21 protein-coding genes are annotated in these 26,035 nt (G+C 74.6%); 6 read left to right on the top strand and 15 right to left on the bottom strand.

The window, feature by feature from the left end; translation table 11 throughout:
• The first annotated feature begins 72 nt into the window (after positions 1-72).
• From H596_RS0114290 to H596_RS21720, 5 genes are all read left to right on the top strand, one after another.
• On the top strand, positions 73-1,980 hold the full coding sequence (locus H596_RS0114290; protein ID WP_027285462.1) for a hypothetical protein: 1,908 nt from the start codon (positions 73-75) through the stop codon (positions 1,978-1,980).
• Positions 1,977-2,699, top strand: a complete 723-nt coding sequence (locus tag H596_RS0114285; RefSeq protein ID WP_051213086.1) for a polysaccharide biosynthesis/export family protein — start codon at positions 1,977-1,979, stop codon at positions 2,697-2,699. The genes H596_RS0114290 and H596_RS0114285 overlap by 4 nt, the downstream gene beginning before the upstream one ends.
• A 10-nt stretch (positions 2,700-2,709) precedes the next feature.
• On the top strand, positions 2,710-3,465 hold the full coding sequence (locus tag H596_RS0114280; RefSeq protein ID WP_027285460.1) for a WecB/TagA/CpsF family glycosyltransferase: 756 nt from the start codon (positions 2,710-2,712) through the stop codon (positions 3,463-3,465).
• 205 nt (positions 3,466-3,670) lie between these two features.
• Complete coding sequence (locus H596_RS0114275) at positions 3,671-7,018, top strand: autotransporter outer membrane beta-barrel domain-containing protein (protein ID WP_027285459.1); 3,348 nt, start codon at positions 3,671-3,673, stop codon at positions 7,016-7,018.
• 245 nt (positions 7,019-7,263) lie between these two features.
• Positions 7,264-9,549 (top strand): cache domain-containing protein, encoded by a 2,286-nt coding sequence (locus tag H596_RS21720; RefSeq protein ID WP_051213083.1) that lies wholly within the window; start codon positions 7,264-7,266, stop codon positions 9,547-9,549.
• 55 nt (positions 9,550-9,604) lie between these two features.
• On the opposite strand, the gene gloA is transcribed toward H596_RS21720, so the two are convergent.
• The 15 genes from gloA to rpsB form a co-directional block, all read right to left on the bottom strand.
• A complete protein-coding gene (gloA, locus tag H596_RS0114265) occupies positions 9,605-10,000 on the bottom strand; it encodes a lactoylglutathione lyase (RefSeq protein ID WP_027285458.1) in 396 nt (131 codons plus the stop codon).
• Positions 9,997-10,830, bottom strand: a complete 834-nt coding sequence (locus tag H596_RS0114260; protein WP_027285457.1) for an LpxI family protein — start codon at positions 10,828-10,830, stop codon at positions 9,997-9,999. The genes gloA and H596_RS0114260 overlap by 4 nt, the downstream gene beginning before the upstream one ends.
• A gap of 22 nt (positions 10,831-10,852) precedes the next feature.
• Positions 10,853-11,707 (bottom strand): acyl-ACP--UDP-N-acetylglucosamine O-acyltransferase, encoded by an 855-nt coding sequence (gene lpxA, locus H596_RS21715; RefSeq protein WP_156910134.1) that lies wholly within the window; start codon positions 11,705-11,707, stop codon positions 10,853-10,855.
• Entirely contained in the window at positions 11,704-12,174 is a 471-nt protein-coding gene (gene fabZ, locus H596_RS0114250; RefSeq protein ID WP_027285456.1) for a 3-hydroxyacyl-ACP dehydratase FabZ, read from the bottom strand. Before fabZ ends, lpxA begins: the two co-directional genes overlap by 4 nt.
• Positions 12,175-12,178: 4 nt before the next feature.
• On the bottom strand, positions 12,179-13,228 hold the full coding sequence (gene lpxD / locus H596_RS0114245) for a UDP-3-O-(3-hydroxymyristoyl)glucosamine N-acyltransferase (protein WP_027285455.1): 1,050 nt from the start codon (positions 13,226-13,228) through the stop codon (positions 12,179-12,181).
• A gap of 20 nt (positions 13,229-13,248) precedes the next feature.
• A complete protein-coding gene (locus H596_RS0114240; RefSeq protein ID WP_027285454.1) occupies positions 13,249-13,995 on the bottom strand; it encodes an OmpH family outer membrane protein in 747 nt (248 codons plus the stop codon).
• Positions 13,996-14,018: 23 nt separating this feature from the next.
• The gene (bamA, locus tag H596_RS0114235) at positions 14,019-16,346 is read right to left on the bottom strand and encodes an outer membrane protein assembly factor BamA (protein WP_027285453.1); all 2,328 of its coding nucleotides are present in this window, start codon (positions 16,344-16,346) and stop codon (positions 14,019-14,021) included.
• 109 nt (positions 16,347-16,455) lie between these two features.
• A complete protein-coding gene (gene rseP, locus H596_RS0114230) occupies positions 16,456-17,571 on the bottom strand; it encodes an RIP metalloprotease RseP (RefSeq protein ID WP_027285452.1) in 1,116 nt (371 codons plus the stop codon).
• 10 nt (positions 17,572-17,581) lie between these two features.
• Positions 17,582-18,769 (bottom strand): 1-deoxy-D-xylulose-5-phosphate reductoisomerase, encoded by a 1,188-nt coding sequence (gene dxr, locus H596_RS0114225; protein ID WP_245584017.1) that lies wholly within the window; start codon positions 18,767-18,769, stop codon positions 17,582-17,584.
• Positions 18,770-18,771: 2 nt separating this feature from the next.
• Complete coding sequence (locus H596_RS0114220) at positions 18,772-19,605, bottom strand: phosphatidate cytidylyltransferase (RefSeq protein WP_027285450.1); 834 nt, start codon at positions 19,603-19,605, stop codon at positions 18,772-18,774.
• 18 nt (positions 19,606-19,623) lie between these two features.
• Entirely contained in the window at positions 19,624-20,364 is a 741-nt protein-coding gene (gene uppS, locus H596_RS0114215; protein ID WP_027285449.1) for a polyprenyl diphosphate synthase, read from the bottom strand.
• Complete coding sequence (gene frr, locus H596_RS0114210; protein ID WP_027285448.1) at positions 20,364-20,939, bottom strand: ribosome recycling factor; 576 nt, start codon at positions 20,937-20,939, stop codon at positions 20,364-20,366. The genes uppS and frr overlap by 1 nt, the downstream gene beginning before the upstream one ends.
• An 18-nt stretch (positions 20,940-20,957) precedes the next feature.
• A complete protein-coding gene (pyrH, locus tag H596_RS0114205; protein ID WP_027285447.1) occupies positions 20,958-21,683 on the bottom strand; it encodes a UMP kinase in 726 nt (241 codons plus the stop codon).
• A gap of 109 nt (positions 21,684-21,792) precedes the next feature.
• Positions 21,793-22,701 carry a translation elongation factor Ts gene (tsf, locus tag H596_RS0114200; RefSeq protein ID WP_027285446.1) on the bottom strand — a complete coding sequence of 303 codons (909 nt, stop codon included), beginning with the start codon at positions 22,699-22,701 and terminating at the stop codon, positions 21,793-21,795.
• A 41-nt stretch (positions 22,702-22,742) separates the two neighbouring features.
• Positions 22,743-23,522: a 30S ribosomal protein S2 gene (rpsB, locus tag H596_RS0114195; RefSeq protein ID WP_037301557.1), complete on the bottom strand. Its 780-nt coding sequence runs from the start codon at positions 23,520-23,522 to the stop codon at positions 22,743-22,745.
• 287 nt (positions 23,523-23,809) lie between these two features.
• Between rpsB and H596_RS0114190 the strand changes: the two genes are divergently transcribed.
• Positions 23,810-25,594 carry a gamma-glutamyltransferase family protein gene (locus tag H596_RS0114190; protein WP_027285444.1) on the top strand — a complete coding sequence of 595 codons (1,785 nt, stop codon included), beginning with the start codon at positions 23,810-23,812 and terminating at the stop codon, positions 25,592-25,594.
• Positions 25,595-26,035 lie beyond the last annotated feature (441 nt).

The raw sequence follows: 26,035 nt of genomic DNA, 5'->3' as shown, positions 1-26,035 counted from the left end.
GGTTTCCGCTGCCCGGGGCCTCCGCTACACAGGAAGGGCGCGGCCGGCCCGCGCGCAACCGGGAGTGAGCCCTTGGCGATCGCGCCCCCGCCCGCCGCCCTGCTCCCGCCGGCGCCCCCCGGGGCGGCCCGGCGCTGGTCGGGGCTGCGCGGCCTGCGGGCCAGCCTCGCGCGGCGCAAGGGGCTGCTGCTCGCCTGCCTGCTGCTGCCGCCCCTGGCCGCGGGGCTCGCCTCCCTCAGCCAGCCCCCGCTGCACCGGGCGGAGCTGCTGCTGCGCCTCTCCGGCCCCGCGCGCGAGGGTGCGGCGGCCGAGGCCGCGCTGCTGACCAGCCTCGCCGTGGCCGAGGCCGCGCTCGCTGCGCACCCCGCGCCGGGGATTTCCGCCGCCCGTCTGGCCGAAGGGCTGCGGGCCGAAATCCTGGCCGAAGGCGCGCTGATCCGCCTCTCCCTCGCCGCGGCCGAGGCCGGCCAGGCCGTCGCGCTGCTCGAGGCGGTGGCGCGGGCCTGGCTGCTCGCCCGCGCTCGGCTGGCCGAGGGCGGGGATGTGCCACGCTGGCGCGCCGAGCTCGCCGCGATCGAGGCGCGGCGCGAGGCCACCCTGGCCCGTCTCGCCGCGCCCGACCTCGCGCGCGAGATCGCCGCCCTGGCCGAGCGGCGCCAGGCGCTGGCCGAGCGCCACGCCGAGGCGACGGCGGCGCGCGAGGGGGCGGCGGGGCGGCTGGCCGCGGCCGAGGCCGCGCTGGCCGGCGTGCCGGGCCGCGTCCTCGCCTCCGTGGAGCGCAGCAACGCCCCCGCCAGCGAGGAGCCGCGCGCCGCCCTGCAGCGCCTGCTGCAGGAGCGCGAGCGCATGCGCGCCCACTACCAGCCCGGCGCGCCCATGCTGGCCGAGATGGACCAGCGCATCGCCGCCGCCCGCGCCGCCTTGCGCGCCGCGCTGGGCAGCCCCGTCGAGACGCAGCGCGAGACGCGCAACCCCGCCCTCGACAGCCTGACCGAGCGCGCCCTCGCCGCGCGGCTCGAGCTCGAGGCGCTGAGCCGGCAGGAGGCGGAGCTGCTGCGCCAGCGCGGCGCGGCGGAGGCGCGGCTCGCCGCCCTGATGGCCGAGGAACGCCCGCTGCGCGAGGAGGAGCGCCGGCGCGAGGCGCTGCTCGCCCGGCTCGCCGCCGCCGAGGAGGCCGCCGCCCCGGCCGCTGCGCAGGTCGGCCTCGCCCTTCCCCCCGCGCTGCGCCCGGGCAGGGAGCATCCCTGGCCGCTCTGGACCGGGCTCGGCCTCGGCGCTGGGCTGCTGGCAGCGGGCGGGGCAGGGGCCGTGCTGCACCGCCGCCGCCGCGTCTGGCTGCATCCGGAGGAGGCCGCGGCGGCGCTGGGGCTGCCCTGCCTCGGCCGCGTGCCGGCGGGGTCCTGGGCCGGCGCGCCCCCGGCGGTGGCGAGCCTCGCCGTCCAGCTTCTCGACCAGGCCGCGCATGACCGCGCGCCGCTGGTGCAGTTCCTCGGCATAGGCGAGGACGGGCGGGAGCGGCTGGCGCGGGCGCTGGCGGTGGAGGCGGCGCGCACACATGGCCGCTCGGTGGTGCTGATCGACCTGGAGGGCGATGGCCGCCGCCACCTCGCCGAGCTCGGCGACCCGGCGCGCCCGCCCATCCCCTCGGCCGAGGGCATCTACGCCCATGCCACGGGGGTTCAGCGGCTCTGGGTCACCTATCAGCCGCGCGAGGCCGCGCTGGTCAGGCCCGGCGCGCTGGAGACCGGCGTGATGAACCTCGCCGAGCGGTTGCGGATGGCCTTCGACCTCGGCATCGTCATCGGGGGCGGGGAGGTGGAGCACTACGCCCGCCGCCGCCTCGCCCTGCTGGTGGACGGCAATATCCTGGTGGTGCGCGAGGGGATGACCGGGCGGGAGGAGGCGGGGGCGCTGATCGCGGCGGTGCAGGGCGCGGGCGGGCGTTTCTTCGGCTTCCTCTGGGCGGGGGGCGAGGCGTGAGCGGGCGCCTCGCGCGCCGCGCGGCGCTCTGCCTGCTGCCGCTGCTGCCCGCCTGCACGGGGCAGGAGCTGTTCATCCGCGAGGAGCGCCCGGAGGGCTTCACCTCCTGGCAGGACACGCCCCCCGCCTACCGCTTCGCGCCCGGGGACCGGCTGAACGTGCGCTTCCGCCTCACGCCCGAGATGAACGAGGTGGCGCTGGTCGGCCCCGATGGCACCGTCTCGCTGCGCGCGGCGGGGGTGGTGCGGGTGGCGGGGCTTTCGGTCGGCGAGGCCGAGCGCGCCATCGCGGAGGCCTCGCGCCGCATCCTGCGCGACCCCGAGGTGAATGTCGGCTTCGACGAGACGGCGGCGAACCAGGTCATCGTGGGCGGCGAGGTGCAGCGCGCCGGCGTCTATCCGCTGCTGGGCCGGCGCGGCGTGCTGGAAGCGGTGATGCTGGCCGGCGGCTTCACCCCCCAGGCGCGCATGAACCAGGTGGTGCTGATCCGCCGCGACCCCGACAACCGCCCCATGCTGCGCACGGTGGACCTGCAGGGCTTCGTGCAGGCCGCCCGGGCCGACGCCGACCTGCCGCTCTATGGCGGCGACATCGTCTTCGTCCCGCGCTCGCGCATCGCGGAGGTGGCGAACTGGGTGGACCAGTACGTGAACCGCACCCTGCCCTTCGCGCGCACCTTCGTCTATTCGGTGCAGCGCAGCAGCGGCGTGCCCTTCTGAGGGCCTTGCGATGGAGCGCCCGCCCGAGCGCGCGATGCTGGGCGTCATCCCGCTCGCGCTGCTCGACGCCGGGCAGGCGGCGGCGCTGATCGCCGCCCGCCCCGCCGGGGCGCCCTTCGCCTATGTGGTCACGGCCAACGCGCAGCACCTCGTCCTGCTCGACCGGCCCGGCCATCCGCTGCGCGCGGCCTATGAGGCGGCCTGGCTGCGGCTGAACGACAGCCGGATCCTCGCCCGGCTGTCGCGGCTCGCCACCGGCGAGGGTTTTCCCGTCGCCACCGGCAGCGACGTGACGCGGCTGCTCTTCGAGCGGTACATCGCGCCCGATGACCCGATCGCCGTGGTGGGCGGCGATGCGGCGCTGGCCGAGGCGCTGCGCGCGCGCTTCGGCCTTAACGCGCTCCGGCTGCACGCGCCGCCGATGGGCTGGATGGAGAAGCCCGAGGCGGTGGAGGCGGCCATCGCCTTCCTGCGCGCGGCGCCCGCGCGCTTCGTCTTCGTCGTCACCGGCGCGCCGCAGTCCGAGCGTTTCCTCCAGCGCCTGGCCGCCACGGAGGGGCTGACGGGCACGGGGCTCGCCGTCGGCTCCGCGCTGCGCTTCCTGGTGGGCGAGGTGGCGCGCGCGCCGGGCTGGATGCAGCGCGCCGGCCTCGAATGGCTCTACCGCCTGCTGAGCGAGCCGCGGCGGCTGTGGCGGCGCTATGCGGTGGAGTCCTCGCCGGTGCTGGCCATCGCCTGGCGGGAATGGCGGCGCGGGCGCGGCTGAGACGGGCGGCCTGAGGCGGCCGGCGGCCGCGCCGGACGCGTCGCGCACGCCGGGCCGGCGTGGCGGCTGCGCGCCGAGACACGAGCATACAGGCGGCCGCTGGCATGACGGCACGGGGGGCGGCCGCGCGGCGGAAGCGGGATCCTTCGCGAAGTGGAAAGCTTCGTCGCGGAAGCTGGGGGCCTCAACTCTGGACAGGACGCCCATGGCCCTCCGGCATCTCCCCTTCCACCCGGCGGGCCGCAGCGCGCTGCTCGCCAGCACGGCGCTCGTCGCCTTCATCGTTCTGGGCGCCGCGCCGGCACACCCGCAGGGCGGGACGGCCAACGCCGGCTTCGGCGCGGGCGGCGCCTCGAACGCCACGACGGCGGGCGGGGACGGCACGGCCTCCTTCGGCAGCGGCGGCGGCGGCGCGGGGGTGACCGGCGGCGCGGGCGGCACCTCTTTCGGCGGCGTGGCCGGCGGCGCCGGGGGCGCCACCCCGGGCGCGGCGGGCGCGGCGGGCCAGTCGGGGACGGGCGGCAACGGCGGTGGCGGCGGCGGTGGCGGCGCCCATGGCGCCGTCGGCGCGGCGCTGCCCTTTTCGGCCAGGACCGGCGGCGCCGGCGGCGCGGGTGGCGATGGGGGGTCGAACTCCGGTGGTGGCGGCGGCGCGGGCGGCTGGGGCGCCGTCGTCACCGGCGACGGCAACCAGGGCCTCCTGACCCATGCGCTGACCGGCGGCGCCGGCGGCCGCGGCGGCGACAGCCTGGGCACGCGCGCGGCGGGCGGCGGGGCGGGCGGCCACGGGCTCGCGCTGACCGGCTTCGCGCCGAGCCTCTCCGTCGGCTCGGCCGTCACCGGCGGGGACGGCGGGGATGGCGGGCTGCGGGACAATGGCACGCGCGGCGCGGGCGGCGCGGGGGGCGATGGCATCTCGGCCGGCATGGGCGCGAGCCTCACCATCAACCAGGGCGCGGTCGTCACCGGCGGCCAGGCGGGGCTGGGCACGAGCGGCGCGGGCGGCGCGGGCATCAGCGGCAGCGGGCTGTCCATCACGAACGCGGGCACCATCACGGGCGGCCTCGCCGCGGACGGCACCACGCGCCACGCGGTGCGCTTCACCGGCGGCGTGAACAACCTGACCCTGGGCGCGACCTCCGTGATCCAGGGCAGCCTCGTCATGTCGGGGGGCGCCACGCTGAGGATCACGCCCGACAGCGGCGGCTCGATCCTCTCGAGCAGCATCACGGGCGGCAACGGCCTCATGAAGCTGGGCGCCGGCACGCTGATCCTGACGGGCGCCAACAGCTATGGCGGCGGCACCACCATCAACGCCGGCATCCTGCAGATCGGCAATGGCGGCACGACGGGCACGCTGGGCGGCGGCGCCGTCATGAACAACGCGACGCTGCGCTTCGACCGTTCCGACAGCCTGACCTTCGGCGGCAACATGGCGGGTTCGGGGCTGCTCGTGCAGGCGGGCGCGGGCACGCTCATCCTGACGGGGGCGCTGACCCACACGGGCGGCACCAGCATCGAGGCCGGGCGGACGCTGCAGATCGGCAATGGCGGCACCACGGGCAGCCTGGCCGGGGCCGTGGCGAACGCGGGCACGCTGCGCTTCGACCGCTCCGACAGCCTGACCTTCGGCGGCAGCATCTCGGGCCCGGGCACGCTGGTTCAGGCGGGCAGCGGCACGCTGATCCTCACGGGCGGCAACGCCCACACGGGCGGCACCACGATCCTCGCGGGCCGGCTGCAGGTGGGCGATGGCGGCGCCACGGGCAGCCTGGGCAGCGGGACCATCACCAACAACGGCACGCTCGCCTTCAACCGCTCCGACACCGTGACCTTCTCCAACGCCATCCAGGGCAGCGGCAACCTGGAGCAGAACGGCACGGGCAACCTCATCCTGAGCGGCGTGCTGACCTACACCGGCCAGACCATCGTGAACGCCGGCGTGCTGACCATCACCGGCAGCCTCACCGGCACCTCCGGCGCGGTGGTGCGGGGCGGCAGGCTGGTGATCAACGGGCAGCTTCCCGCCAGCGCCTCCGTCACCGTGGATGCGGGCGCGACGCTCGGCGGAAGCGGCACGCTGGGCGGCGTGACGGTGAACGGGCGGCTCTCGCCCGGCAACTCCATCGGCACCATCAGCCTCGCCAGCCTCACGCTGAACCCGGGTGCGACGACCGTGATCGAGGTCCAGGGCGCGAGCAGCGACCGCATCCTCGTCTCGGGCCTCGCCACGCTCGGCGGCACGCTGCAGCTCGTGGCGCTGGGCGGCAGCTACAGCTTCAACACGCCCTATGTGATCCTGCAGGCGGGCAGCGTCGCGGGCAGCTTCGCGCAGGTCTCCACCCAGGGCGCCTTCGGCGCGGGCGTCACCCCGCGCGTCACCACCTCCGCCACCGAGGTGCGGCTCTTCCTCGAGCCGGCGCTGCTGGTGACGCCGGAGACGCCGGTCGAGCCCCAGGCGCCGCAGCCCGCCGCCGCCACGCCCGCCCCCGTGCGCCTCGTCACCTTCAACCAGCGCTCGGTCGCGGCCGCGCTGGATGCGGGCAACCGGGCGGGCGCCGACATGTCGCGCTTCTTCAACGTCTACAACCAGCCCGCCGAGCGCATCGGCGCGGCGGTGAACCAGCTCTCCGGCGAGGTGGCGACGGCGGTGCCCGCCATGGGCTTCGCCGCGGGCGGCCAGTTCCTGGGCGCCATGCTCGCCCCGCGCGCGTTCCCGGCCGGGCTGCATGTCTGGGGCAGCGCGACCGGCGGGCAGGAGAGGGTGGCCGGCAGCGGCAGCGACGGCTCGGCCGCGCGCACGACGCGCGCATCGGGCTTCGTGCTCGGGCTGGATCGCGGCGTCAGCGGGCTCGGTTCCGCGGGCGTGGCCCTCGCCGCGGGCGAGGCGGAGGCGCGGCTCGGCGGCGGCATGGGCTCGGCGCGGGCGAGCTTCGGGCAGATCGGCGTGCATGGCCAGACGCGGCTGGGCAGCGTGACCCTCGCGGGCGCGGCCGGCGTCACCTTCATGGATGCCTCGACGCGCCGCACCGTGACCCCTGTGGTGGCGGAGCGTGCGCGCAACGGCCTCGATGGCCAGGTCTATTCGCTGCGGGCCCAGGCGGTGCATGACGGCGTGGCACTGGGTGGCGCGCGCGTGCAGCCCGTCGCGGCGATCCAGTGGCAGCACGCGCAGATCCGCGGCGGCGCCGAGCGCGACACCACGGGCGGCGTGACCGTGCCGGGGCAGGGGCAGGGCATGCTGCGCAGCGAGCTCGGCGCACAGGTGCAGGGCAGCTTCGAGCTGGGCGGGCGCAGCCTGCGCGCCGGCGCGCGCCTGGCCTGGGCCCATTACCTGCAGCGCGACGCCGCGCTGGGCGTGGGGCTGAGCGGGTTGCCCGATGCCGGCTTCACCGTGCGCGGCGCGCGGCCCGAGGCGAATGCGGCGCTGCTCTCGGCGAGCGTGGAGGCGCCGCTCACCTCGCGCCTCACTTTCACCGCGCGGCTCGACAGCGAGATTTCGGGCAACACCCGCAACGCGAGCGGCACCGCCCGGCTGCGCTACAGCTTCTGACAGGGGCGGCGGGCCCGCCGCCCGGCTCGCGCGGCGGGTTGGCGCCACCCAGCGCGGCACGCCGCGTTGGGGCCCCGGCGTGGCGGCTGCGCGCCGAAACGCAGGCATACCGGCGGCCGCTGGTACGAGCCCGATCCAAGGCCAGATGATATATTGAAATCAGCGCCTTACACCCTTCCGCAAGGATTGTGACGGCAGTTCTGGGCGGCACCCTCGCCGGTGATGTCGAAAAGGCTGTCCAGGACATGTCACGAAAAATCGGAAGCGCCCGCACCCCCAAGGCCTCGCTCAGCCGCACCCTCTCCGCCGCCCTGATCGGGCTGGTGGTGCTCGCGGGCCTCGCCGCCGCGCTGGCGGCGGAACTCGTCCAGCGCCGGCTGGTGGCCGAAACCCTGCGCCGCGAGAGCGAGGCGCTGCGCCAGGCCGTGACCGAGATGGTGGAGGGGCAGAGCGCCCGCGCCGCCGCCCTGGCCGCCGCGGTGGCCGCCGCGCCGGAGGTGGTGGAGGCCTTCGCCCGCCAGGACCGCGCCCGGCTGCTGGCGGCGACCGCGCCGATGCTCCAGGCCCTGCGCCGCGAGGGCGTGGCGGTGGACCAGTTCCAGTTCCACCACGCCCCCGCGACCTCCTTCCTGCGCGTGCACCAGCCCGCCCGCTTCGGCGACGACCTCTCCGGCTTCCGCAGCACCGTGGTCAGCGCGAACCGCGAGCGGCGGCCGATTCGCGGGCTGGAGGGCGGCGTGGCCGGCCTCGGCTTCCGCGGGGTGCAGCCCGTGGTGCAGGAGGGGCGGCATCTCGGCACGGTCGAGTTCGGCCTCGCGCTCGGCCAGCCCTTCATGCAGGCGCTGCGCGAGCGGCTGGCGGTGGAGGCGGCCCTGCATGCGCCGGGCGCGGATGGCCAGCTCGCCCGGCTGGCGACGACGGAGGAGAGCCTGCCCCCCGCGCTGCGCGAGGATCTCGCCGCGGGGCGGGAGGGGCGCATCATGGACTGGCGGGGGCGGCCGCACCTGCTCCTCGCCATGCCGCTGCCCAACTATTCGGGCGCGCCGGCCGCGGTGCTGGTGCTGGCGAAGGACGCGCAGGAGATCGTGGCGCTGCAGCGCGGGGCGCGGCTGTGGCTCCTCGGGGCGCTGATCGGCCTGATCGGACTGGCCGCGGTGGCGGCGCTGCTGCTGGCGCGGCGCATCGCGCGGCCCATCGCGGCGCTGGCCGAGACGACGGGCGCCATCGCGGGCGGCGCCTTCGATCGCGCCGTGCCCGGCTGCGACCGGCGCGACGAGATCGGCGTGCTGGCCCGCGCGCTCGACGGTTTCCGCCTCGCGCTGGCCGAGAAGCAGGCGCAGGAGGCGCAGCTCGAGGCCGAACGGGCGCGGGGCGCGAACCGCCAGAAGGCCATGATGGCCGCGATCGGCGAGTTCAGCGGCTCCGTGGGCGGGGTGCTGCGCCGACTGAAGGAGGCCTCCCAGGCCATGCAGGGCTCGGCCGCGGGCATGCGCCATGTGGCCGAGGCGGTGCAGGGCGACTCTGCCGGCACCCACCGCGCCTCGGACGAGGCCACGCAGGAGCTGGGCGCGGCGGCGGCCGCGACCGAGGAGCTCGCCGTCGCCGCCCGCGAGGTGGGCCGCCAGGCCGAGGGCGCGGCCGAGGCGGTGCGCGGCGCCGTGCAGAAGGCCGAGGCGGTGGACCGGCTCGTGGCCGGGCTGGTGGAGAGCACCGGCCAGATCGGCTCGGTCGTCCGCATGATCGAGGGCATCGCGGAGCAGACCAACCTCCTCGCGCTCAACGCCACCATCGAGGCGGCGCGCGCGGGGGAGGCCGGCAAGGGCTTCGCCGTGGTGGCGCAGGAGGTGAAGCAGCTCGCCCAGCAGACCGGCCAGGGCACGGCCGAGATCGCCCAGCGCATCGGCGCGGTGCGCGAGGCCACCGAATCCGCCGTGGCCGCGCTGCGCGAGATGGTGGGCGTGGTGCAATCCCTCGACGCGGTGGCCGGGGGCATCAGCGAGACGGTGGAGCAGCAGCGCATCGCCACGCAGGAGATCACCGGCGTGATCGCCCGGGTGGCCGATCACATGCGCCGCGTCACCGAACGCGCGGGCAGCCTCTCGCGCGAGGCGCGGCAGGCCGGCGGCGCGGCCGCGGAGGTGCAGGCGGCGGCGGAGGCGCTGGCCCAGGACGCCCAGGCCATCGACCGCGAGGTGGAGGAGTTCTTCGCCGCGCTGCGCCGCGACGGGGACGCGCGGCGCTTCGAGCGCCAGGCCGCCGCCCTGCCCGTCGAGGTCCAGGGGCGCGCGGGCCCGCCGCTCGCGCTCACCACGTGCGACCTGTCGGAGGCGGGGGTGGGGCTCGCCCTCTCCGGCCCCTTCCCCTTCGCCCCCGGCGATGCGGTGACGCTGGCGCTGGGCGGCGAGAGGCTGAGCGGGCGCGTGGCCCATGTGCAGGAGGGCCGTGCGGGCATCGCACTCAACGCCGACGCGGCGACGGCCGCGGCCATGCGCCGCGTGCTGGCCCTGGCGACGGTGCGGGCGGCGGCCTGAGACACGGGCGGCCGCCGGTATGGTTCCCACAAGGCCGGCGGTCCCGCCGGCCGCCTCAGCGCCGCTCGATCAGCTCGATCTTGTAGCCGTCCGGATCCTCGATGAAGGCGATGAGCGTGGTGCCGAACTTCACCGGCCCCGGCTCGCGCGTGATCTTCACCCCCGCCGCGCGCAGCCGCTCGCACAGCCCGTAGATGTCGGGCACGCCGATGGCGAGGTGGCCGAAGGCCGTCCCCATCTCGTAGCTGGAGACGCCGTAGTTGTAGGTCAGCTCCAGCACCGTGTGCGCCGCCTCGTCGCCATAGCCGAGGAAGGCGAGGGTGTATTTCCCCTCCGGCACGTCGCGCCGGCGCAGCTCCTTCATGCCGAGATGGGTGGTGTAGAAGGCGATGGAGCGATCGAGATCGCCCACGCGCAGCATGGTGTGCAGGTAGCGGAAGCTTTCGGTCATGGCGTCTCTCCTTGGGCGCCCCAGCGGCGCGCGACGATGAACAGGCCGAGCGTCCCGGCCCGGGCGAGGGTGGCGGCGCGGTCGGCGATGGCGGTGCCGCCCGCGGCGATGCACAGGCCGCGCAGCCCCGCCGCCGCCGCGCCCTCCACGGTCGTCGGTCCGATCACCGGCGGATCGAGCCGCATGTCCTGCCCGAGCTTGGGCAGCTTGACCAGCACCCCGCCCGGCCCCTCGCGCCGGTGCGCGCCGGCGCGGGCGAGCAGCGCGTCCGTGCCCTCGATGGCCTCGATCCCGAGCACCAGCCCCTGCTGCACCACCACCGCCTGGCCCACATCCACGGGCGAGAGGGCGGCCAGCACCGCCATGCCGCGGGCGATGTCGGCCTCCGCCGTCTCGTCCGGCGCGGGGCCGGCGAGCAGCCCCTCCTCGGCCAGCGCATCGCCCAGCACCTCCTGCGGGGCGAGCAGGGTGAAGCCCTCCTCGCGCAGCACCTCGGCGATGGCGCGCAGCAGCGCGTCGTCGCCGCCGAGGACGGCGCGGCCGAGGCGCGCGATCTGCCGCGCCGTCCAGGCATCGGGCCAGAGCGTGGCGAAGGAGGGGCGCTTCGCCCGGCCCGCGAGGACGAGATGCGTCACCCCCTCCGCGCGCAGCCGCGCGAGGATGGCGCCTGCCGCCCCCGCGCGCTCGACCATGCAGGGATGGCCCTCGAACAGCGCGGGGTCCGCGAAATCGCGCAGGCAGACCACGAAGGTCTCGCCGCCGCGGGCGCGCCAGGCATCGGCGAGCCGGCGCGGGAAGGGCCCGCCGCCGGCCAGCACGCCGAGCTTCACGCCCGCCCCGGGCTCCGGCGCATCAGCCCTCCTCCTCCTCCCCGTTGGCCTCGGCGGCCATGCGGCCGGGGCGGATGAGTTCGCGCCGCCTGTCGCCGGCGCGCAGGAAGGCGATCACCTCCTCCACCAGCGCATCGCCGGCGAAGCGCTGGGCCGCCGCCTCCAGCCGCTCGGCGAAGACGCCGGCCTCGCGGAAGAGCAGGCGGTAGGCGGCGCGCAGCGCGTGCAGGTTCTCGCGCGAGAAGCCGCGCCGGCGCAGCCCCACCACGTTGAGGCCCACCAGCCGCGCCGGCAGGCCGAAGACATTGGCGAAGGGCGGCACGTCGTTGGTCACGCCGGCGAGACCGCCCACCATGGCGTGGCGGCCGATGCGCACCGTCTGGTGGATGGCAGCCCCGCCGCCGAGGAAACACTGCTCGCCCAGCCGCACATGCCCGCCCAGCATGACGTTGTTGGCGAGGATCACGCGGTCCCCCACCTGGCAGTCATGGCCGACATGGCTGCAGGCCATGAGCAGGCAGTCGGCCCCCACCCGCGTTACGCCATCCCCGCCCACGCTGCCGCGATGGACGGTCACATGCTCGCGGAGCTGGGTGCGCGGGCCGATCTCCACCCCCGTCGGCTCGCCCTTGTACTTGAGATCCTGCGGCGGCAGCCCCACCGAGGCGAAGGCGGAGAGCTTCGCGCCCGCGCCGATGCGCGCGCGCCCCTCGATCACGACATGGGAGAGGAGCTCCACCCCCTCCTCCAGCACCGCCTCGGGGCCGATGGTGCAGAAGGGGCCGATCACGCAGCCCGGGCCGATCACGGCGCCCGGGGCGATGACGCTGGAGGCGTGGACGAGGGCGGAGGGGGCGATGCTGTCCACGCCGCTCACCGGTCCCGGATCATGGCGGCGTAGGTGGCCTCGGCGACCACCGCGCCCTCCACCTTCGCCTCGGCGGTGAACTTCCAGACATTCATGCGCCGCTGCGCCTTGCTGACATGAATCCGCACCTGGTCTCCCGGCACCACGGGGCGGCGGAACTTCGCCCCCTCCACCGACATGAAATAGACGAGCTTGCCCTTGAAGGCCTCGCCCAGCGTGGCGACGACCAGCACGGCCGCCGTCTGCGCCATGGCCTCGATCAGCAGCACGCCGGGCATCACCGGCTCGGCCGGAAAATGGCCCTGGAAGAAGCTCTCGTTGATGGTGACGTTCTTGATCCCCACCGCCGAGTGGTCGGGGCGGATCTCCACCACCCGGTCCACCAGCAGGAAGGGGTAGCGGTGCGGGATCGCCTCCATCACCTGCATGATGCCGTAGGCGCCGATCGTCTCGGGCGGCGTGCTGGCCTGGTCCATCTCGCTATTCGTCCCCCTTTCCCGGCGCGGCGCGCGACCGCTCGACCAGCCGCCGCAGGAGCGTGAAGCCGCGCATGGCTTCCTTCACGGGCAGGGCGGGGCTGCCCAGCATGTCCATGCCCGCGGGCACGTCCCGCATCACGCCCGCCTGCGCGCCGATGCGCGCGCGATCGCCCACCCTCAGATGCCCGGTCAAGCCCGCCTGGGCCGCGATGGTCACGAAATCCCCGAGCCGCGTGGAGCCGGAGACGCCGCTCTGCGCCACCAGCACGCAGCCTCGGCCCGCCTGCACGTTGTGGCCCACCTGCACGAGATTGTCCAAGCGCGTGCCGGGCCCCAGCACCGTATCGCCCTGGCTGCCGCGGTCCACGCAGGCATTGGCGCCGATCTCCACCCTGTCCCCCAGCCGCACCAGGCCGAGCTGCGGCATGGTGACGAAGCTGCCATCGGGGGCGGGCAGGAAGCCGAACCCCTCCTGCCCCACACGGGCGCCCGGGTGCAGCACCACCCCGGCCCCGCAGATGGCGTGGCTGATCGAGGCATGGGCATGGATGCGGCAGCCGGGGCCGAGCACCACCGCCTCGCCCACCACCGCGTGCGGGCCCAGCACGCAGCCCGGCCCGAGCCGCGCCCGGGCCCCCACCACCGCATAGGGGCCGATCTCGCAGCCCTCGCCGATCTCCGCCCCCTCGCCGATCACGGCGCTGGGGTGGATGCCGGGCCGCGGCGCCGGCGGCGGGTGGAAGAGCGCGGCGGCCCGGGCGAAAGCCAAGCCCGGCGTGCGGGTGAGCAGGGCGAGGCAGCCCTCCGGCACCCGCTCCCGCAGCGCGGGCGGCACCAGCACCGCCCCGGCCCGTGTCGCCGCCAGCGCCTCGGCATGGCGCGGCCCGTCGCAGAAGGAGAGCTGGGTCGGCCCCGCCTCGGCGAGCGCGGCGATGCCCTCGAACAGCCGCTCCCGTGCGGCGGCGGGGTCGGCCTCGGCGCCGGTGGCGGCGAGCAGGGCCGCGAGGCTGTGCGGCCCCGCCTGGGGGAAGAAGCGCGGATCGGCCGCCATGCGGGCCCGGGCGCCCGGCCTCAGTTCCGGCGCGGCTGCTGCGCCGGGGCGGCGGCGCGGGGCGCGGCGGCGGCGGCGGGCGCGGCGCTGCCGTCCGATTCCGCCGGGATGTTCACCTGGCGCATGGTGCGGTTGAACTGCTGCGCCACCTCCTCGGTCAGGTCGAACTCCGGCGCGTTCATGATCACGAGCGGGCGCGGCAGAACCAGGTTGATGTTGCGCGCCTGCGCCACGCTGCGGACGATGTTGGCGAGCGACTCCTCGATCTGCACCAGCGCCTGCTGCGCCGCCTGCTCGATCGCCTGGCTGCGGTTGCGGAAGATGGTCTGCGAGGCGGTGATGCGGTCCTGCAGCTCGCGCTCGCGCTGGCGGATCTGGTCGGCGGTGAGCTGCGCGCGCTGGTTGGCGAGGCTCTGCTGCGCCTCGCGCCAGGCGTTCTGCTCGCGCTGGAGATCCTCGTTCAGCCGGCTGCGCCGCCGCTCGATCTCCTCGCGGAGCTGGTTCACGGCGGTGGAGAGGCGCTGCACCTCCTGGATGTCCACCACGCCGATGACGGCGGCCGGCGGCTGCTGCCCGGCGGGGCGCTGCGCCTGCTGGGGCTGCTGCGCCGGGCGCTGGCCCTGCTGCGGCTGCTGCGGCGGGCGCTGCGGCTGGGCCTGGGGCGGGCGCTGCTGCCCCGGCACGAACCACTCCTGGTTCTGCTGGGCGGCCGCCATGCCGGGCAGGAGGCCCAGGAGAAGGGCGAGCGGAAGCCGGAGCGATGTCATGTCGGGTGTGCCTGTCCTTGCGATCAGAAGCGGGTGCCGAAGCCGAAGCGCACCACCTGGGTCTCGTCGTAGCTCTGCTTCGCCACCGCATGGGCGATGTCGATGTTGATGAGGCCGAAGGGGCTGCGCCAGGAGACGCCGACGCCCGCGCCGACGCGCGGCGTCGCTGTGTCGCCGATGCCGGCGCCCGCCACGGTGCGCGAGAGCGAGCCCACATCCACGAAGGCGCGGCCCAGCAGGCCGATCTCGTCCGGCAGCCCGGGCAGGGGGAAGCGCAGCTCGGTGCTCTGCGTCCACATCAGCCGGCCGCCCAGCGCGTCGCGTGTGGCGAGGTCGCGCGGGCCGGCGCCGCCGATGGCGAAGCCGCGCAGGTTCTCGCCGCCCAGGAAGAAGCGGTCCACGATACGGTCGCGCCGGCTGCTGTCGAAGTTGGAGAGGTAGCCGAAGCTGCCGGAGATGGTCAGCACATAGTCCTGGTGGCCGAAGGCGCGCTCCAGCGGCAGGAACAGCGCGGCGTCCGCGCGGGTGCGCAGATAGGCCACATCGCCGCCCAGCCCCGCGAGGTCGGTGCCCAGGCGCAGCACATAGCCGCGCCGCGCCTCGATCGGGTTGTCGCGCGTATCATAGACGAGGGTCTGGCTGATCTGGCTGAGCAGCGTGGTGCCCGCCTGCTCCGTCACGAAGCGCGAGGTGCCGGGCTGGATGTTGTACACCTCGCGGTTGACGAGGCTGTAGGCCCAGGACTGGCGCAGCCGCTCGTTGAACTCGTAGCCCATGCGCACCGAGAAGCCCGCGCGCCGCTCGTTGAAGCCCGAGATCAGCAGCAGGTTGCGCTGCACGTAGAAGAGATCGGCGCCGACGGCGAGGTTGCGGTCCATGAAGGCCGGCTCGGTCACCGAGAGGTCCACCTGGCTGCGGCGCTGCGCCACCGTGGCGGCGATGCGCGCGTCGATGCCGGTGCCCGAGAGGTTGCGCTCGCGGATGCCGAAATCGGCCAGGAAGCCCGCGTCGGTGGAGTAGCCGCCGCCGATGCTCACCTCGCCCGTGGCGCGCTCGTTCACCCGGGTGGTCAGCACCGTGCGGTCGGGCGCGGAGCCGGGCGCGTTGGTGATCTGCACGTCCGAGAAGAAGCCGAGGTTGCGGATGCGCTCGCGCGAGCGGCGCACCTGCGCGGCGTTGAAGGCGTCGCCCTCGGCGAGGCGGAACTCGCGGCGGATCACCCGGTCCTGGGTGCGGGTGTTGCCCTCGATGTCGATGCGCTCGACGAAGACGCGCGGCGCCTCGTTGATGGCGAAGGTGATGTTGACCTTGCGGTTCTCCGTGTCGCGCACGATCTGCGGCTGCACGTCCACGAAGGGGAAGCCGCGCAGATTCGCCGCGTCCGAGAGCGCCTGGGCGGTGCGCTCCACCGCGTCGCCGTCGTACCAGGAGCCGGGGTTCACCTCCAGGAAGCGCCGCAGGCTCGCGGTGTCGAGGTTGGGGAAGGCGGAGGTGATCTCCACCGTGCCGAAGCTGTAGCGCGGCCCTTCCTCGATCTGGAAGGTGATGAAGAAGCCCGAGCGGTCGGGCGCGAGCTCGGCCGTCGCGCCCTGGATCTGAACGTCGGGGTAGCCGTTGCGCAGGTAGTAGCGGCGCAGCAGCTCGCGGTCGAAGGCGAGGCGGTCGGGGTCGAAGGTGTCGGAGCTTGAGAGGAAGCGGTAGAAGGCCTGCTCGCGCGTCGAGATCACGTCGCGCAGCCGCGCGTCCGAGAAGGCCTGGTTGCCGACGAAGTTGATGCGCGCGACCAGCGCCGTGTCGCCCTCCACGATCTCGAAGACGAGGTCCACGCGGTTCTGGTCGAGCTCGATGATCTTGGGCTCGACGCGCGCGCCGAAGCGCCCGCGCCGGGCGTAGAGGTCGAGGATGCGCTGCCGGTCGAGCTGCACGAGCTGCGGCGTCAGCACCGAACGGGCGCGGAGCTGCACCTCGCCGGCCAGCACGTCGTCGGAGACGCGGCGATTCCCCTCGAAGGCGACGCGGTTGACGATCGGCGCCTCCTGCACCTCGACGACGAGGCGCGTGCCGTCGCGGGCGATGCGCACGTCGCGGAACAGGCCGGTGGCGAAGAGGGTGCGCAGGCTGCGGTCCGCCCGGTCGGCGTCGTAGAGGTCGCCGGGCTGGAGCAGCATGTAGCTGCGGATCGTGTCCGCCTCGATGCGCTGGTTGCCGCGCACCACCACGGCGCTGATCGGCCCGCCCGCCTCGGCGGCGCGCGGGGCGGCGCGCTCGGCCGGCTGGGAGCCCGCGGAGGGCGGCAGCAGCGCCACGGCGCAGGCGCTGGCCAGCAGAAGAACGCGGAGCGTGGTGTTCAAGGCGCGGGCTTCCCTCGACGACGGCGCGGCGGCGGAACATAGACGGGCCGGGCCGCCGCCGCCACCCCGGTCCGCCCCGGCGCGGGGCCGGGCGCGGCGGGGCGCGGGCTCAGCCCAGCAGGCCGCTCACCCAGCGGCCGATACCACCATGGGCGATGTCGTTCCAGGTGGCGAAGACGAAGAGGCAGACCAGCAGGGCGAAGCCGATGCGGAATCCCGCCTCCATGGCGCGCGGCGGCAGCGGCCGGCCGCGCAGCGCCTCCGCCGCGTAGAAAAGAAGATGCCCCCCGTCGAGCAGCGGGATCGGAAAGAGGTTCAGCAGCGCGAGGCTGATGGAGAGCAGCGCCATCAGGTTCACCAGCGGCACGAGGCCGAGACCCGCCGCCTCGCCCGAGACCTCGGCGATGCGGATGGGCCCGCCCAGGTCGCGCGCGCTGCGCTGGCCGGTGATCATCTCCCACAGCCCGACCAGCGTCGCCGCGCTCATCTCCCAGACCTGGACGACGCCCGCCACGCTGGCGCGCAAGGGGTCCAGCCGCTCGAAGCGCCCCTGGCCGCCCTGCACGCCGAGCACCCCCACCGGCTGGCCCTCGCTGCCGGGCCGCACCCCGGGCACCACGATCAGCGTGAGTTCCCGCCCCTCGCGCTCGAGGCGCACCGCCACCGGCTGGCCGGCGCGGGGCTGGATGTGGCGCTGCACCTGGTCGAAGCGCGTCACGCGCTGGCCATCCAGCGCCAGCAGCGAATCGCCGGGCCGCAGCCCCGCCTGCTCGGCCGCGGAGCCGGGCGCGACGGCGGTGAGCGTCGTCATGCCCCGCGGCACGCCATGGGTGGCGTAGAGCCCGGCGAAAAGGACCGCCGCCAGCACGAAATTGGCGATGGGCCCGGCCGCGACGATGATCGCGCGGTCGCCCACCGGCTTGTCGTGGAAGGTCCGGCCGGGGCGGAGGTTCTCCGTCTCGGGCTCCGGCGTGTCGCCCAGCGGGATCTGCCCGTGCAGCTTCACATAGCCGCCGAGCGGGATCCAGGCGATGCGCCATTCCGTGCCCTGCCGGTCCGTCCAGCGCGCGATGGCCCGGCCGAAGCCGATCGAGAACACGTCCACATGCACGCCGCGCCAGCGCGCGGCGAGGTAGTGGCCCAGCTCGTGGAAGAAGATCAGCACCCCCAGCACCACGAGGAAGGCGAGGACGGTGCGCACCGCATCGGGGAGGAATTCGAGCATGGGGGGAACCTCAGGCCGCCGCCCGGCGCGCGGCGAAGCCCTCGGCGTGGCGCCGGGCCCGGGCGTCGAGATCGAGCACGGAGGCGAGATCGCCCACCGGCTCGTCGCCGAGCGTGGCGAGCGTCTCCTCCACCACCGCCGCGATGTCGAGGAAGCCCAGGCGGCGCGCGAGGAAGAGCGCCACCGCCACCTCGTTCGCCGCGTTCAGCACGCAGGGCGCGCCGCCCTCGGCGGCCAGCGCCTCGCGCACCAGGCGCAGGGCGGGAAAGCGCGCGGGGTCGGGCGCGGCGAAGTCGAGCCGGCCGAGGCTCGCTAGATCCAGCCGGCCGACCGAGACGGGCATCCGCTCCGGCCAGGCCAGGCAATGGGCGATGGGCGTGCGCATGTCGGGCGTGCCGAGCTGCGCAATCAGCGAGCCATCGGCGTATTGCACGAGGCCGTGCACGGCCGATTGCGGGTGCACCAGCACCTCGATCCGCTCCGGCGGCAGCGCGAAGAGGCGGGCGGCCTCGATCACCTCCAGCCCCTTGTTGAACATGGTGGCGCTGTCCACGCTGATCTTGGCGCCCATGGACCAGACCGGGTGGCGCACCGCCTGCTCCGGCGTGGCCTTCGCCATCTGCGCCAGGGTCCAGTCCCGGAAGGGGCCGCCCGAGGCGGTCAGGATGATCTTCTCCACCGCCGCGTAGCCCTCCTCCCCGCGGCTCATCAGCGCCTGGAAGATGGCGTTGTGCTCGGAATCCACCGGCAGCAGCGTGGCGCCGGAGGCCCGGGCCGCCTCCAGCACCAGCGGCCCGGCGCAGACCAGGCTCTCCTTGTTGGCGAGGGCGAGGGTGCCGCCGCGCCGCAGCGCGGCGAGGGTGCTGCGCAGCCCCACCGCGCCGACGATGGCGGCCATGGTCCAGTCCGCGGGGCGTTCGGCGGCGGCGATCACCGCCTCGGGGCCCGCGGCCGTCTCGATGCCCGTGCCGGCCAGCGCCTCGGCCAGGGCCGGGCCGGCCGCGGGATCGGCCACCACGGCGAGCCGCGCGTGATGCGCCCGGGCCTGGGCGGCCAGCGCCGCCACATCCTTGCCGGCGACCAGCGCCTCCACGCGGAAGCGCCCGGGCGGGGCGGCCTCCAGAAGGGCCAGGGTGCTGCGCCCGATCGAGCCGGTGCTGCCGAGAACCGTGATGCTGCGCACCGGCGCCTGAGCCACCTCTACCTCCACAACTGCACCCCGGGGCCGAGCATCGCGCCCAGCAGCGCCGCGAGCGGCGCCGCGGCCAGCACGCTGTCCAGCCGGTCGAACAGTCCGCCATGGCCGGGGATCAGACCCGACGAGTCCTTTACTCCAAATCGTCGCTTGATCCAGCTTTCCAAGAGATCCCCCCCCTGCGCGGCGAGGCCGAGCGCGAGGCAGATGAGCACGAGCCGCCCGGGATCGAGCCCCTCCGAGAAGGCCAGCGCGGCCAGCCCGCCCACGCCCAGCGCCCCCGCGAGCCCGCCCAGCGCCCCCGCCCAGGTCTTGTTGGGCGAGACGGCGGGCCAGAGCTTCGCCCCCCCGAAGCGCCGGCCCGCCAGATAGGCGGAAATGTCGCTGGCCCAGACCAGGAGGAAGAGGAAGATCACATTCTCCCGCCCTGCCTGATCGTCCTGCCGCAGCGCGATCAGCGCCACCCCGGCCACTCCCACATAGGCCACGCCGAAGGCGAGCCAGCCGGGCGGCACCCGCCCCCCGGCGCGGCGCGCCGCGGCATGGGCCAGCACCGCCCCGCCCGCCAGCAGCAGCAGCCCGGGCAGCGCCAGGCTGAGGGCGGAGAGCAGAAGCGCGGCCAGCACCAGCGGCGGCAGCAGCGCCCCGGGCAGGGAGCGGGTGGAGCCGCCGAGAAGCCGCACCCACTCCCAGGCCAGCCCCGCCACGCCGAGCCCCATCAGCCCCGCCCACCACCAGCCGCCGAGCCACATGCAGGCCAGCGCGGCGGGCCCCAGCACGAAGGCGGTCAGCGCCCGCGTGCGCAGGTCGCCCCAGCGGCCTGCGGCCGGCGCGCCCACCCGCTCAGCGCCCCGCCATCAGCCCGGCCGCGCGCCGAAGCGCCGCTCGCGCGCCGCGTAGTCGGCCAGCGCGGCGGCGAAATGCCCGGCGTCGAAATCGGGCCAGAGCACGGGCAGGAAGGCGAACTCCGCATAAGCCGCCTGCCAGAGCAGGAAGTTCGAGATGCGCTGCTCGCCCGAGGTGCGGATGATCAGATCGGGGTCCGGCATGCCGGCGGTGAACAGGTGCTGGGCGAAGCCGCGTTCGTCCAGCGCCGCGGGGTCCAGCTCGCCGCGGGCGGCGGCGGCGGCGATGCGCCGGGCCGCGGCCAGGATTTCCGCCCGCGCGCCGTAGGAGAGCGCCACCGTCAGGTTCAGCCGCACATTGGCCGCGGTGCGCGCCTCCGCCGCCTCGATCAGCCGGCGCGTCTCCTCGCCGAAGCGCTCGCGTTCGCCAATGACGCGCAGCCGCACCCCCTCCTTGTCGAGCTGCGCCACCTCCGAGCCCAGATAGTGGCGCAGCAGGGCGGTCAGCTCCTGCACCTCCTGGGCGGGGCGGGACCAATTCTCGGAGGAGAAGGCGAAGAGCGTGAGCCAGGCCACCCCCCCGCGGATCGCCCCCTCGATGGCGCGGCGCGCCGCCTCCGCCCCCGCGCGGTGGCCGAGCGCCACGGGCAGGCCGCGCGCCTCGGCCCAGCGCCGGTTGCCGTCCATGATGATGGCGACATGGCGCGGGGCCGCGGGCGGTGCGGCGGCGGCAAGGGCGGGGGCGGCGGGCATCAGACGGTCTTGATGTCCTTTTCCTTCTCGGCCAGCGCCTGGTCCACCTTTTTCACGTGCTCGTCGGTCAGCTTCTGCACCTCGTCGGACCAGCGCTTGGCGTCGTCCTCGCTGATCTCGGACTTCTTCTTCCAGGCGGCGATCTGCTCCATGCCGTCGCGGCGCACCCCGCGCACCGCCACCTTCGCGGCCTCGGCATACCTGGCGGCCTGCTTGGCCAGCTCGTTGCGGCGCTGCTCGGTCAGCGGCGGCAGGCTGACGCGGATCACCTGGCCCTCGGCCTGCGGGTTCAGGCCGAGGCCCGAATCGCGGATCGCCACCTCCACCGCCTTCACCACCGAGCGGTCCCAGACCTGGACGGAGAGCATGGCGGGCCCCACCACCGAGACGGTGCCGAGCTGCGAGAGGGGCTGGTGGCCGCCATAGGCCTCCACCCGGATCGGCTCCAGCAGCGAGGGCGCGGCGCGCCCCGTGCGCAGGCCGGAGAACTCCTTTTTCAGCGTCTCCAGCGCGCCGTCCATGCGGCGCGTCAGATCGGCCTTCAGCGTCTTGAGGTCGGGCGGCGCGGCGGCCATGGCGTGCTCCCTCGGCGGTCAGGGGGTGTCGGTCACCGTGGTGAAGCGGCCGTGGCCCTGCATCACCTCGGTGAAGGCACCGGGTTCGTGGATGTTGAAGACGATGATGGGCAGGCGGTTCTCCCGCGCCACCGAGATCGCGGCGGCGTCCATCACCGCGAGGTCGCGCGAGAGCATCTCGAGGTAGGACAGGGTGGTGTAGCGCTGCGCATCGGGGTTCTTGCGCGGGTCGCTGTCATAGACCCCGTCCACCTGGGTGCCCTTGAGCAGCGCGTCGCACCCCATCTCGGCCGCGCGCAGCGCGGCGGCCGTGTCGGTGGTGAAGAAGGGGTTGCCCGTGCCGGCGGCGAAGATCACCACCCGGCCCTTCTCCATGTGGCGGATGGCGCGGCGGCGGATGTAGGGCTCGCAGATCGAGGCCATGGGGATGGCGCTCTGCACCCGCGTGTGCACGCCGATCTGCTCCAGCGCCGACTGCACGCCGAGCGCGTTCATCACCGTGGCCAGCATGCCCATGTAGTCGGCCTGGGCGCGGTCCATCCCCGCCGCCGCCCCCGCCATGCCCCGGAAGATGTTGCCGCCGCCGATGACGAGCGCCACCTGCACGCCCAGCTCCACCACCGCCTTGATGTCCTGCGCGATGGCCTTGAGCGTGGCGGTGTCGAGGCCGTAGCTGCGCTCGCCCATCAGCGCCTCGCCCGAGAGCTTCAGCAGCACGCGCTTGTAGCGGGGCGTATCCGTCATCGGGCGTTCCGGGGGCTGGCGTGGGGGGCTGGTGCTGCCGGGGGCGACTGTAACAGCGGGGCGGCGCGCGTCCAGCGCACCGCCCCGCCATGCGGTTCCGGTCCGGGGCTCAGACGCCGGCCTGGGCGGCGACCTCGGCGGCGAAGTCCGTCACCTGCTTCTCGATGCCCTCGCCGAGCTGGAAGCGGGCGAAGCCGGTGCACTTCAGCCCCGCCTTCTCCACCACCGCCTTCACCCGGCTCTCGCCGTCATGCACCCAGACCTGCTCGAGCAGCACCACCTCCTCGTAGAACTTCCGGATGCGGCCCTCGACCATCTTCTCGATCACCGCGGGGGGCTTGCCCGAGGCCTGGGCCTGCTCGGTCAGCACCGCGCGCTCGCGCTCCAGCGCCGAGGGCTCGACGGAGGCGATGTCGAGCGCCTGCGGGTTGGTGGCGGCCACATGCATGCCGATCTGCCGGCCGAGCGTCTCGACCACCTGCGCCTCGCCCTCGCCCTCCAGCGCCACTAGCACGCCGATCTTGCCGAGGCCCGGCTTCACCGCGTTGTGGACATAGGTGGCGACGGTGCCGTTCTCGACGCGGAACACCTTGGCGCGGCGGATCGTCATGTTCTCGCCGATGGTGGCGATCAGGCGCGTCAGCTCCTCCTGGGTGGAGTGCATAGTGCCCGGGAAGGTCGCGGCCTTGAGCGCCTCGATGTCCTCGCCCACCGAGAGAGCCAGCCCCGCCACCTCCGAGACGAAGCTCTGGAAGGCCTCGTTGCGCGCCACGAAGTCCGTCTCGGCGTTCACCTCGACCATGGCGGCCACCCCGGGGCCGGAGGCGACGCCGATCAGCCCCTCGGCGGCCACGCGGCCGGACTTCTTGGCGGCGGCGGAAAGCCCCTTCTTCCGCAGCCAGTCCACGGCCGCCTCCATGTCGCCGCCGCTCTCGGTCAGCGCCTTCTTGCAGTCCATCATGCCCGCGCCCGTCCTGTCGCGCAGCTCGCGCACCATCGCGGCGGTGATCTCGGCCATGGCCGTGCTCCTCAGCGTGCCAGAGTTCGGAGAGGTTTCGTTCAGGCCTGGGCGGCCGGGAGATCCTCGACGGGCAGCGCCTCCTCGGCCGGCGGCGCGGCGAGCTCGCCGATGTCCGCGCCCGAGGCCTGCAGCTCGGCCGAGATGCCGTCGAAGACGGCGGCCGCCACCAGGTCGCAGTAGAGGTTGATCGCGCGGATCGCGTCGTCGTTGCCGGGGATCGGGTAGGTGACGCCCGAGGGGTCGGCGTTGCTGTCCACCACGGCCACCACCGGGATGCCCAGCGTGTTCGCCTCCTGGATGGCGAGCTTCTCCTTCACCACGTCGATGACGAAGAGCATGTCGGGCAGGCCGCCCATCTCGCGGATGCCGCCGAGCGCGCGTTCGAGCTTCTCCTTCTCGCGCGTCAGCATGAGGATTTCCTTCTTGGTCAGGCCCTGCACGTCGCCGGAGAGGCGCGCGTCCATCTCCTTCAGGCGCTTGATGGAGCCCGTGATCGTCTTCCAGTTGGTGAGCATGCCGCCCAGCCAGCGGTGGTTGACGTAATACTGGCCGCAGCGCGTCGCGGCCTCGGCCACGTAGTCGGCCGCGCTCTTCTTCGTGCCGACGAACAGCACGCGCCCGCCGGCGGCCACCGTTTCGCGCACCGCGCGCAGGGCGCGCTCGAGCATCGGCACCGTCTGCTGCAGGTCCAGGATGTGGACCTGGTTGCGCACGCCGAAGATGTAGGGGGCCATGCGCGGGTTCCAGCGCCGCGTGTGGTGGCCGAAATGCACGCCCGCCTCGAGAAGCTGGCGCAGAGAGACTTCAGGCATCGCCATCTGCGATCGTCCTTCCTGTTCCGTCCGGTTGGGCCTCCGCGGCGCGAACCCCGGATCGCTCCGGGACCGGACCCTCGCCACATGGGGGAAGGGCGCGCCGCGTGTGGATTGCCCGCGCGGATGCTCCCCGCGGGCGGGCGCGGTGTGGCGCAAAACCCCGCGCCGCGCAAGCCTCGCCGCCCTCCGCGCCGCGCCAGGAGGTCATGCCCGCCCTGCATGCGCCGGGGCGGCATGGTTGACGCGCCGCCGCCCCCGGCCTTGAACGGAGGCGAAACGAGGACGCGCCCATGTTCACCACCCGCCCCGAGATCGCCGCCACCTTCGGCGCCGTCGCCTCCACCCACTGGATCGCCTCGCAGGTGGGCATGAGCGTGCTGGAGCGCGGCGGCAACGCCTTCGACGCCGCCGCCGCCGCCGGCTTCACCCTGCAGATCGTCGAGCCCCACCTCAACGGGCCGGGCGGCGACTGCCCCATCCTGCTGCACAGCGCCGCGACGAACACGCAGCAGGTGATCTGCGGCCAGGGGCCGGCGCCCGCGGGGCTGACGGTCGCGCATGTGAAGGGCCTCGGCCTCGACATGATGCCGGGCACGGGCTTCCTCGCCGCCCCCATCCCCGGCGCCTTCGACGCCTGGGCGCGCATGCTGCTCGAGCACGGCACCTGGCGGCTGCGCGACGTGCTGGACTACGCCATCGGCTACGCCGCGCGCGGCGCGCACATGGTGCCGCGCGTGGTGCAGACGCTGGCCACCGTCCGCCCCCTCTTCGAGCAGGAATGGACGAGTTCCGCCGCGCTCTGGCTGCGCGACGGCGGGCCGCAGCCCGGCCGGCTCTGGCGCAACCCGGTGCTGGCCGAGACCTATGCCCGGCTGATCCGCGAGGCCGAGGCGCCTGGCCGGTCGCGCGAGCAGGAGATCGAGGCCGCCCGCGCCGCCTGGTATGGCGGCTTCGTCGCCGAGGCCATCGAGCGCTTCGGCCGCACCCCGCAGATGGACACCTCCGGCCGCCGCCACGCCGCCGTGCTCACCGCCCATGACATGGCCGGCTGGCGCGCGGGCGTGGAGGCGCCCGTGGCGCGGGACTTCATGGGCTGCACCGTCCTCAAATGCGGGGCCTGGAGCCAGGGCCCGACGCTGCTGATGACGCTCGGCCTCATCGAGGGCTTCGACCTCGCCGCCATGGACCCGTTGGGCGCGGAGTTCGTCCATGTCGTCACCGAGGCGATGAAGCTCAGCTACGCCGACCGCGAGGCCTGGCTGGGCGACCCGGACTTCACGGATGTGCCGCTGGCGACCCTTCTCTCCGACGCCTATCTCGCCGAACGCCGGGGGCTGATCGGCGCGGAGGCTTCCCTGGAGTTCCGCCCCGGCGCCCCAGAGGGCCGGCCCGTGCGCGGGGTGGACTACGCGGCCGCCATCCGCCGCGCGCAGGAGATGGCGGCCGCCGCCGGCACGGGCGAGCCCACCGTCTCGCGCCTCGGCGCCTCGGGGGGCGACACCTGCCATGTGGACGTGATCGACCGATGGGGGAACATGGTCAGCGCCACGCCCAGCGCGGGCTGGCTGCAATCCTCGCCCGCCATCCCCGAGCTCGGCTTCTGCCTCGGCACGCGCTGCCAGATGTTCTGGCTGGACGAGACGCTGCCCAACGGGCTCAAGCCCGGCAAGCGGCCGCGCACCACCCTCTCGCCCTCGCTCGTGCTGCGCGGCGGCGAGGCCTGGATGGCCTATGGCACCCCGGGCGGCGAGCAGCAGGACCAGTGGCAGGCCATCATGCTCGCGCGGATGCTGGCGCACGGCTTCAACATCCAGCAGGCCATCGACCTGCCCGCCTTCCACTCCGAGCACTGGATCTCCTCCTTCTGGCCGCGCGGGGCGCAGCCGGGGAAGCTGGTGCTGGAGGGCCGCTACGCGCCGGCCGTGCTGGCCGATCTCATGGCGCGCGGCCACCGCGCGGAGATGGGCGGCGAGTGGAGCGAGGGCCGGCTGACCGGCGCGCGCCGCGAGCCGGACGGGCAGATCTTCGCCGGCGCCAACCCGCGCGGCATGCAGGGCTACGCGGTGGGGCGCTGAGGCCGGCAGGCCTCGTGCCGGCGGGTGCTTCTGCGGATTGGGGCGGCGGTCGGACCGAGCGCCGCATGATACGGCCGTCGGTGACGCCGGGCGTATCAGTTACCCACCGGCGATCCCGACCCGCCGTGGATGAAACTGTGGCACTGTGATTTGGCTGGTGGCGAGGTCGGCATGGTCATGGTGCGCCAGAGCCCGCGTATCAGTTGGACCCGGAAGGCCCCGAGCACCCTCGCTTGCGCCAAGGGCGGCGACGCCTGGGAGCGCGCTGTCTAGGCCACGTGGACAAACTGACCTGAGGGGGGATTCCCTCGACGCGGTGGAGTGTGATTCGAAGCTGATCTCTGGGATGGAGATCAGCGTTGATCCGCGGACTGCTGACGGACGAGGAGTGGTCCTTTTTCGAGCCCTTCGTGGTCTCAGCCAGCCCGCTTGGCGGCAGGC

This window comes from Rubritepida flocculans DSM 14296 (assembly GCF_000425365.1).
In the GTDB taxonomy this organism is placed as follows: Bacteria; Pseudomonadota; Alphaproteobacteria; order Acetobacterales; family Acetobacteraceae; genus Roseococcus; species Roseococcus flocculans.
The sequence above is the reverse complement of the archived record's forward strand: the minus strand, read 5'-3'. Positions and strand labels throughout refer to the sequence as shown.

What these genes read in the sequence shown, in the direction of transcription:
- pyrH (WP_027285447.1), bottom strand. Translation starts at nt 21,683, where the DNA reads ATGACGGATACGCCCCGCTACAAGCGCGTGCTGCTGAAGCTCTCGGGC.
- uppS (WP_027285449.1), bottom strand. Translation starts at nt 20,364, where the DNA reads ATGCCCGCCGCCCCCGCCCTTGCCGCCGCCGCACCGCCCGCGGCCCCG.
- H596_RS21720 (WP_051213083.1), top strand. Translation starts at nt 7,264, where the DNA reads ATGTCACGAAAAATCGGAAGCGCCCGCACCCCCAAGGCCTCGCTCAGC.
- lpxD (WP_027285455.1), bottom strand. Translation starts at nt 13,228, where the DNA reads ATGGCGGCCGATCCGCGCTTCTTCCCCCAGGCGGGGCCGCACAGCCTC.
- fabZ (WP_027285456.1), bottom strand. Translation starts at nt 12,174, where the DNA reads ATGGACCAGGCCAGCACGCCGCCCGAGACGATCGGCGCCTACGGCATC.
- rpsB (WP_037301557.1), bottom strand. Translation starts at nt 23,522, where the DNA reads ATGGCGATGCCTGAAGTCTCTCTGCGCCAGCTTCTCGAGGCGGGCGTG.
- H596_RS0114190 (WP_027285444.1), top strand. Translation starts at nt 23,810, where the DNA reads ATGTTCACCACCCGCCCCGAGATCGCCGCCACCTTCGGCGCCGTCGCC.
- frr (WP_027285448.1), bottom strand. Translation starts at nt 20,939, where the DNA reads ATGGCCGCCGCGCCGCCCGACCTCAAGACGCTGAAGGCCGATCTGACG.
- gloA (WP_027285458.1), bottom strand. Translation starts at nt 10,000, where the DNA reads ATGACCGAAAGCTTCCGCTACCTGCACACCATGCTGCGCGTGGGCGAT.
- H596_RS0114275 (WP_027285459.1), top strand. Translation starts at nt 3,671, where the DNA reads ATGGCCCTCCGGCATCTCCCCTTCCACCCGGCGGGCCGCAGCGCGCTG.
- H596_RS0114240 (WP_027285454.1), bottom strand. Translation starts at nt 13,995, where the DNA reads ATGACATCGCTCCGGCTTCCGCTCGCCCTTCTCCTGGGCCTCCTGCCC.
- tsf (WP_027285446.1), bottom strand. Translation starts at nt 22,701, where the DNA reads ATGGCCGAGATCACCGCCGCGATGGTGCGCGAGCTGCGCGACAGGACG.
- rseP (WP_027285452.1), bottom strand. Translation starts at nt 17,571, where the DNA reads ATGCTCGAATTCCTCCCCGATGCGGTGCGCACCGTCCTCGCCTTCCTC.
- H596_RS0114280 (WP_027285460.1), top strand. Translation starts at nt 2,710, where the DNA reads ATGGAGCGCCCGCCCGAGCGCGCGATGCTGGGCGTCATCCCGCTCGCG.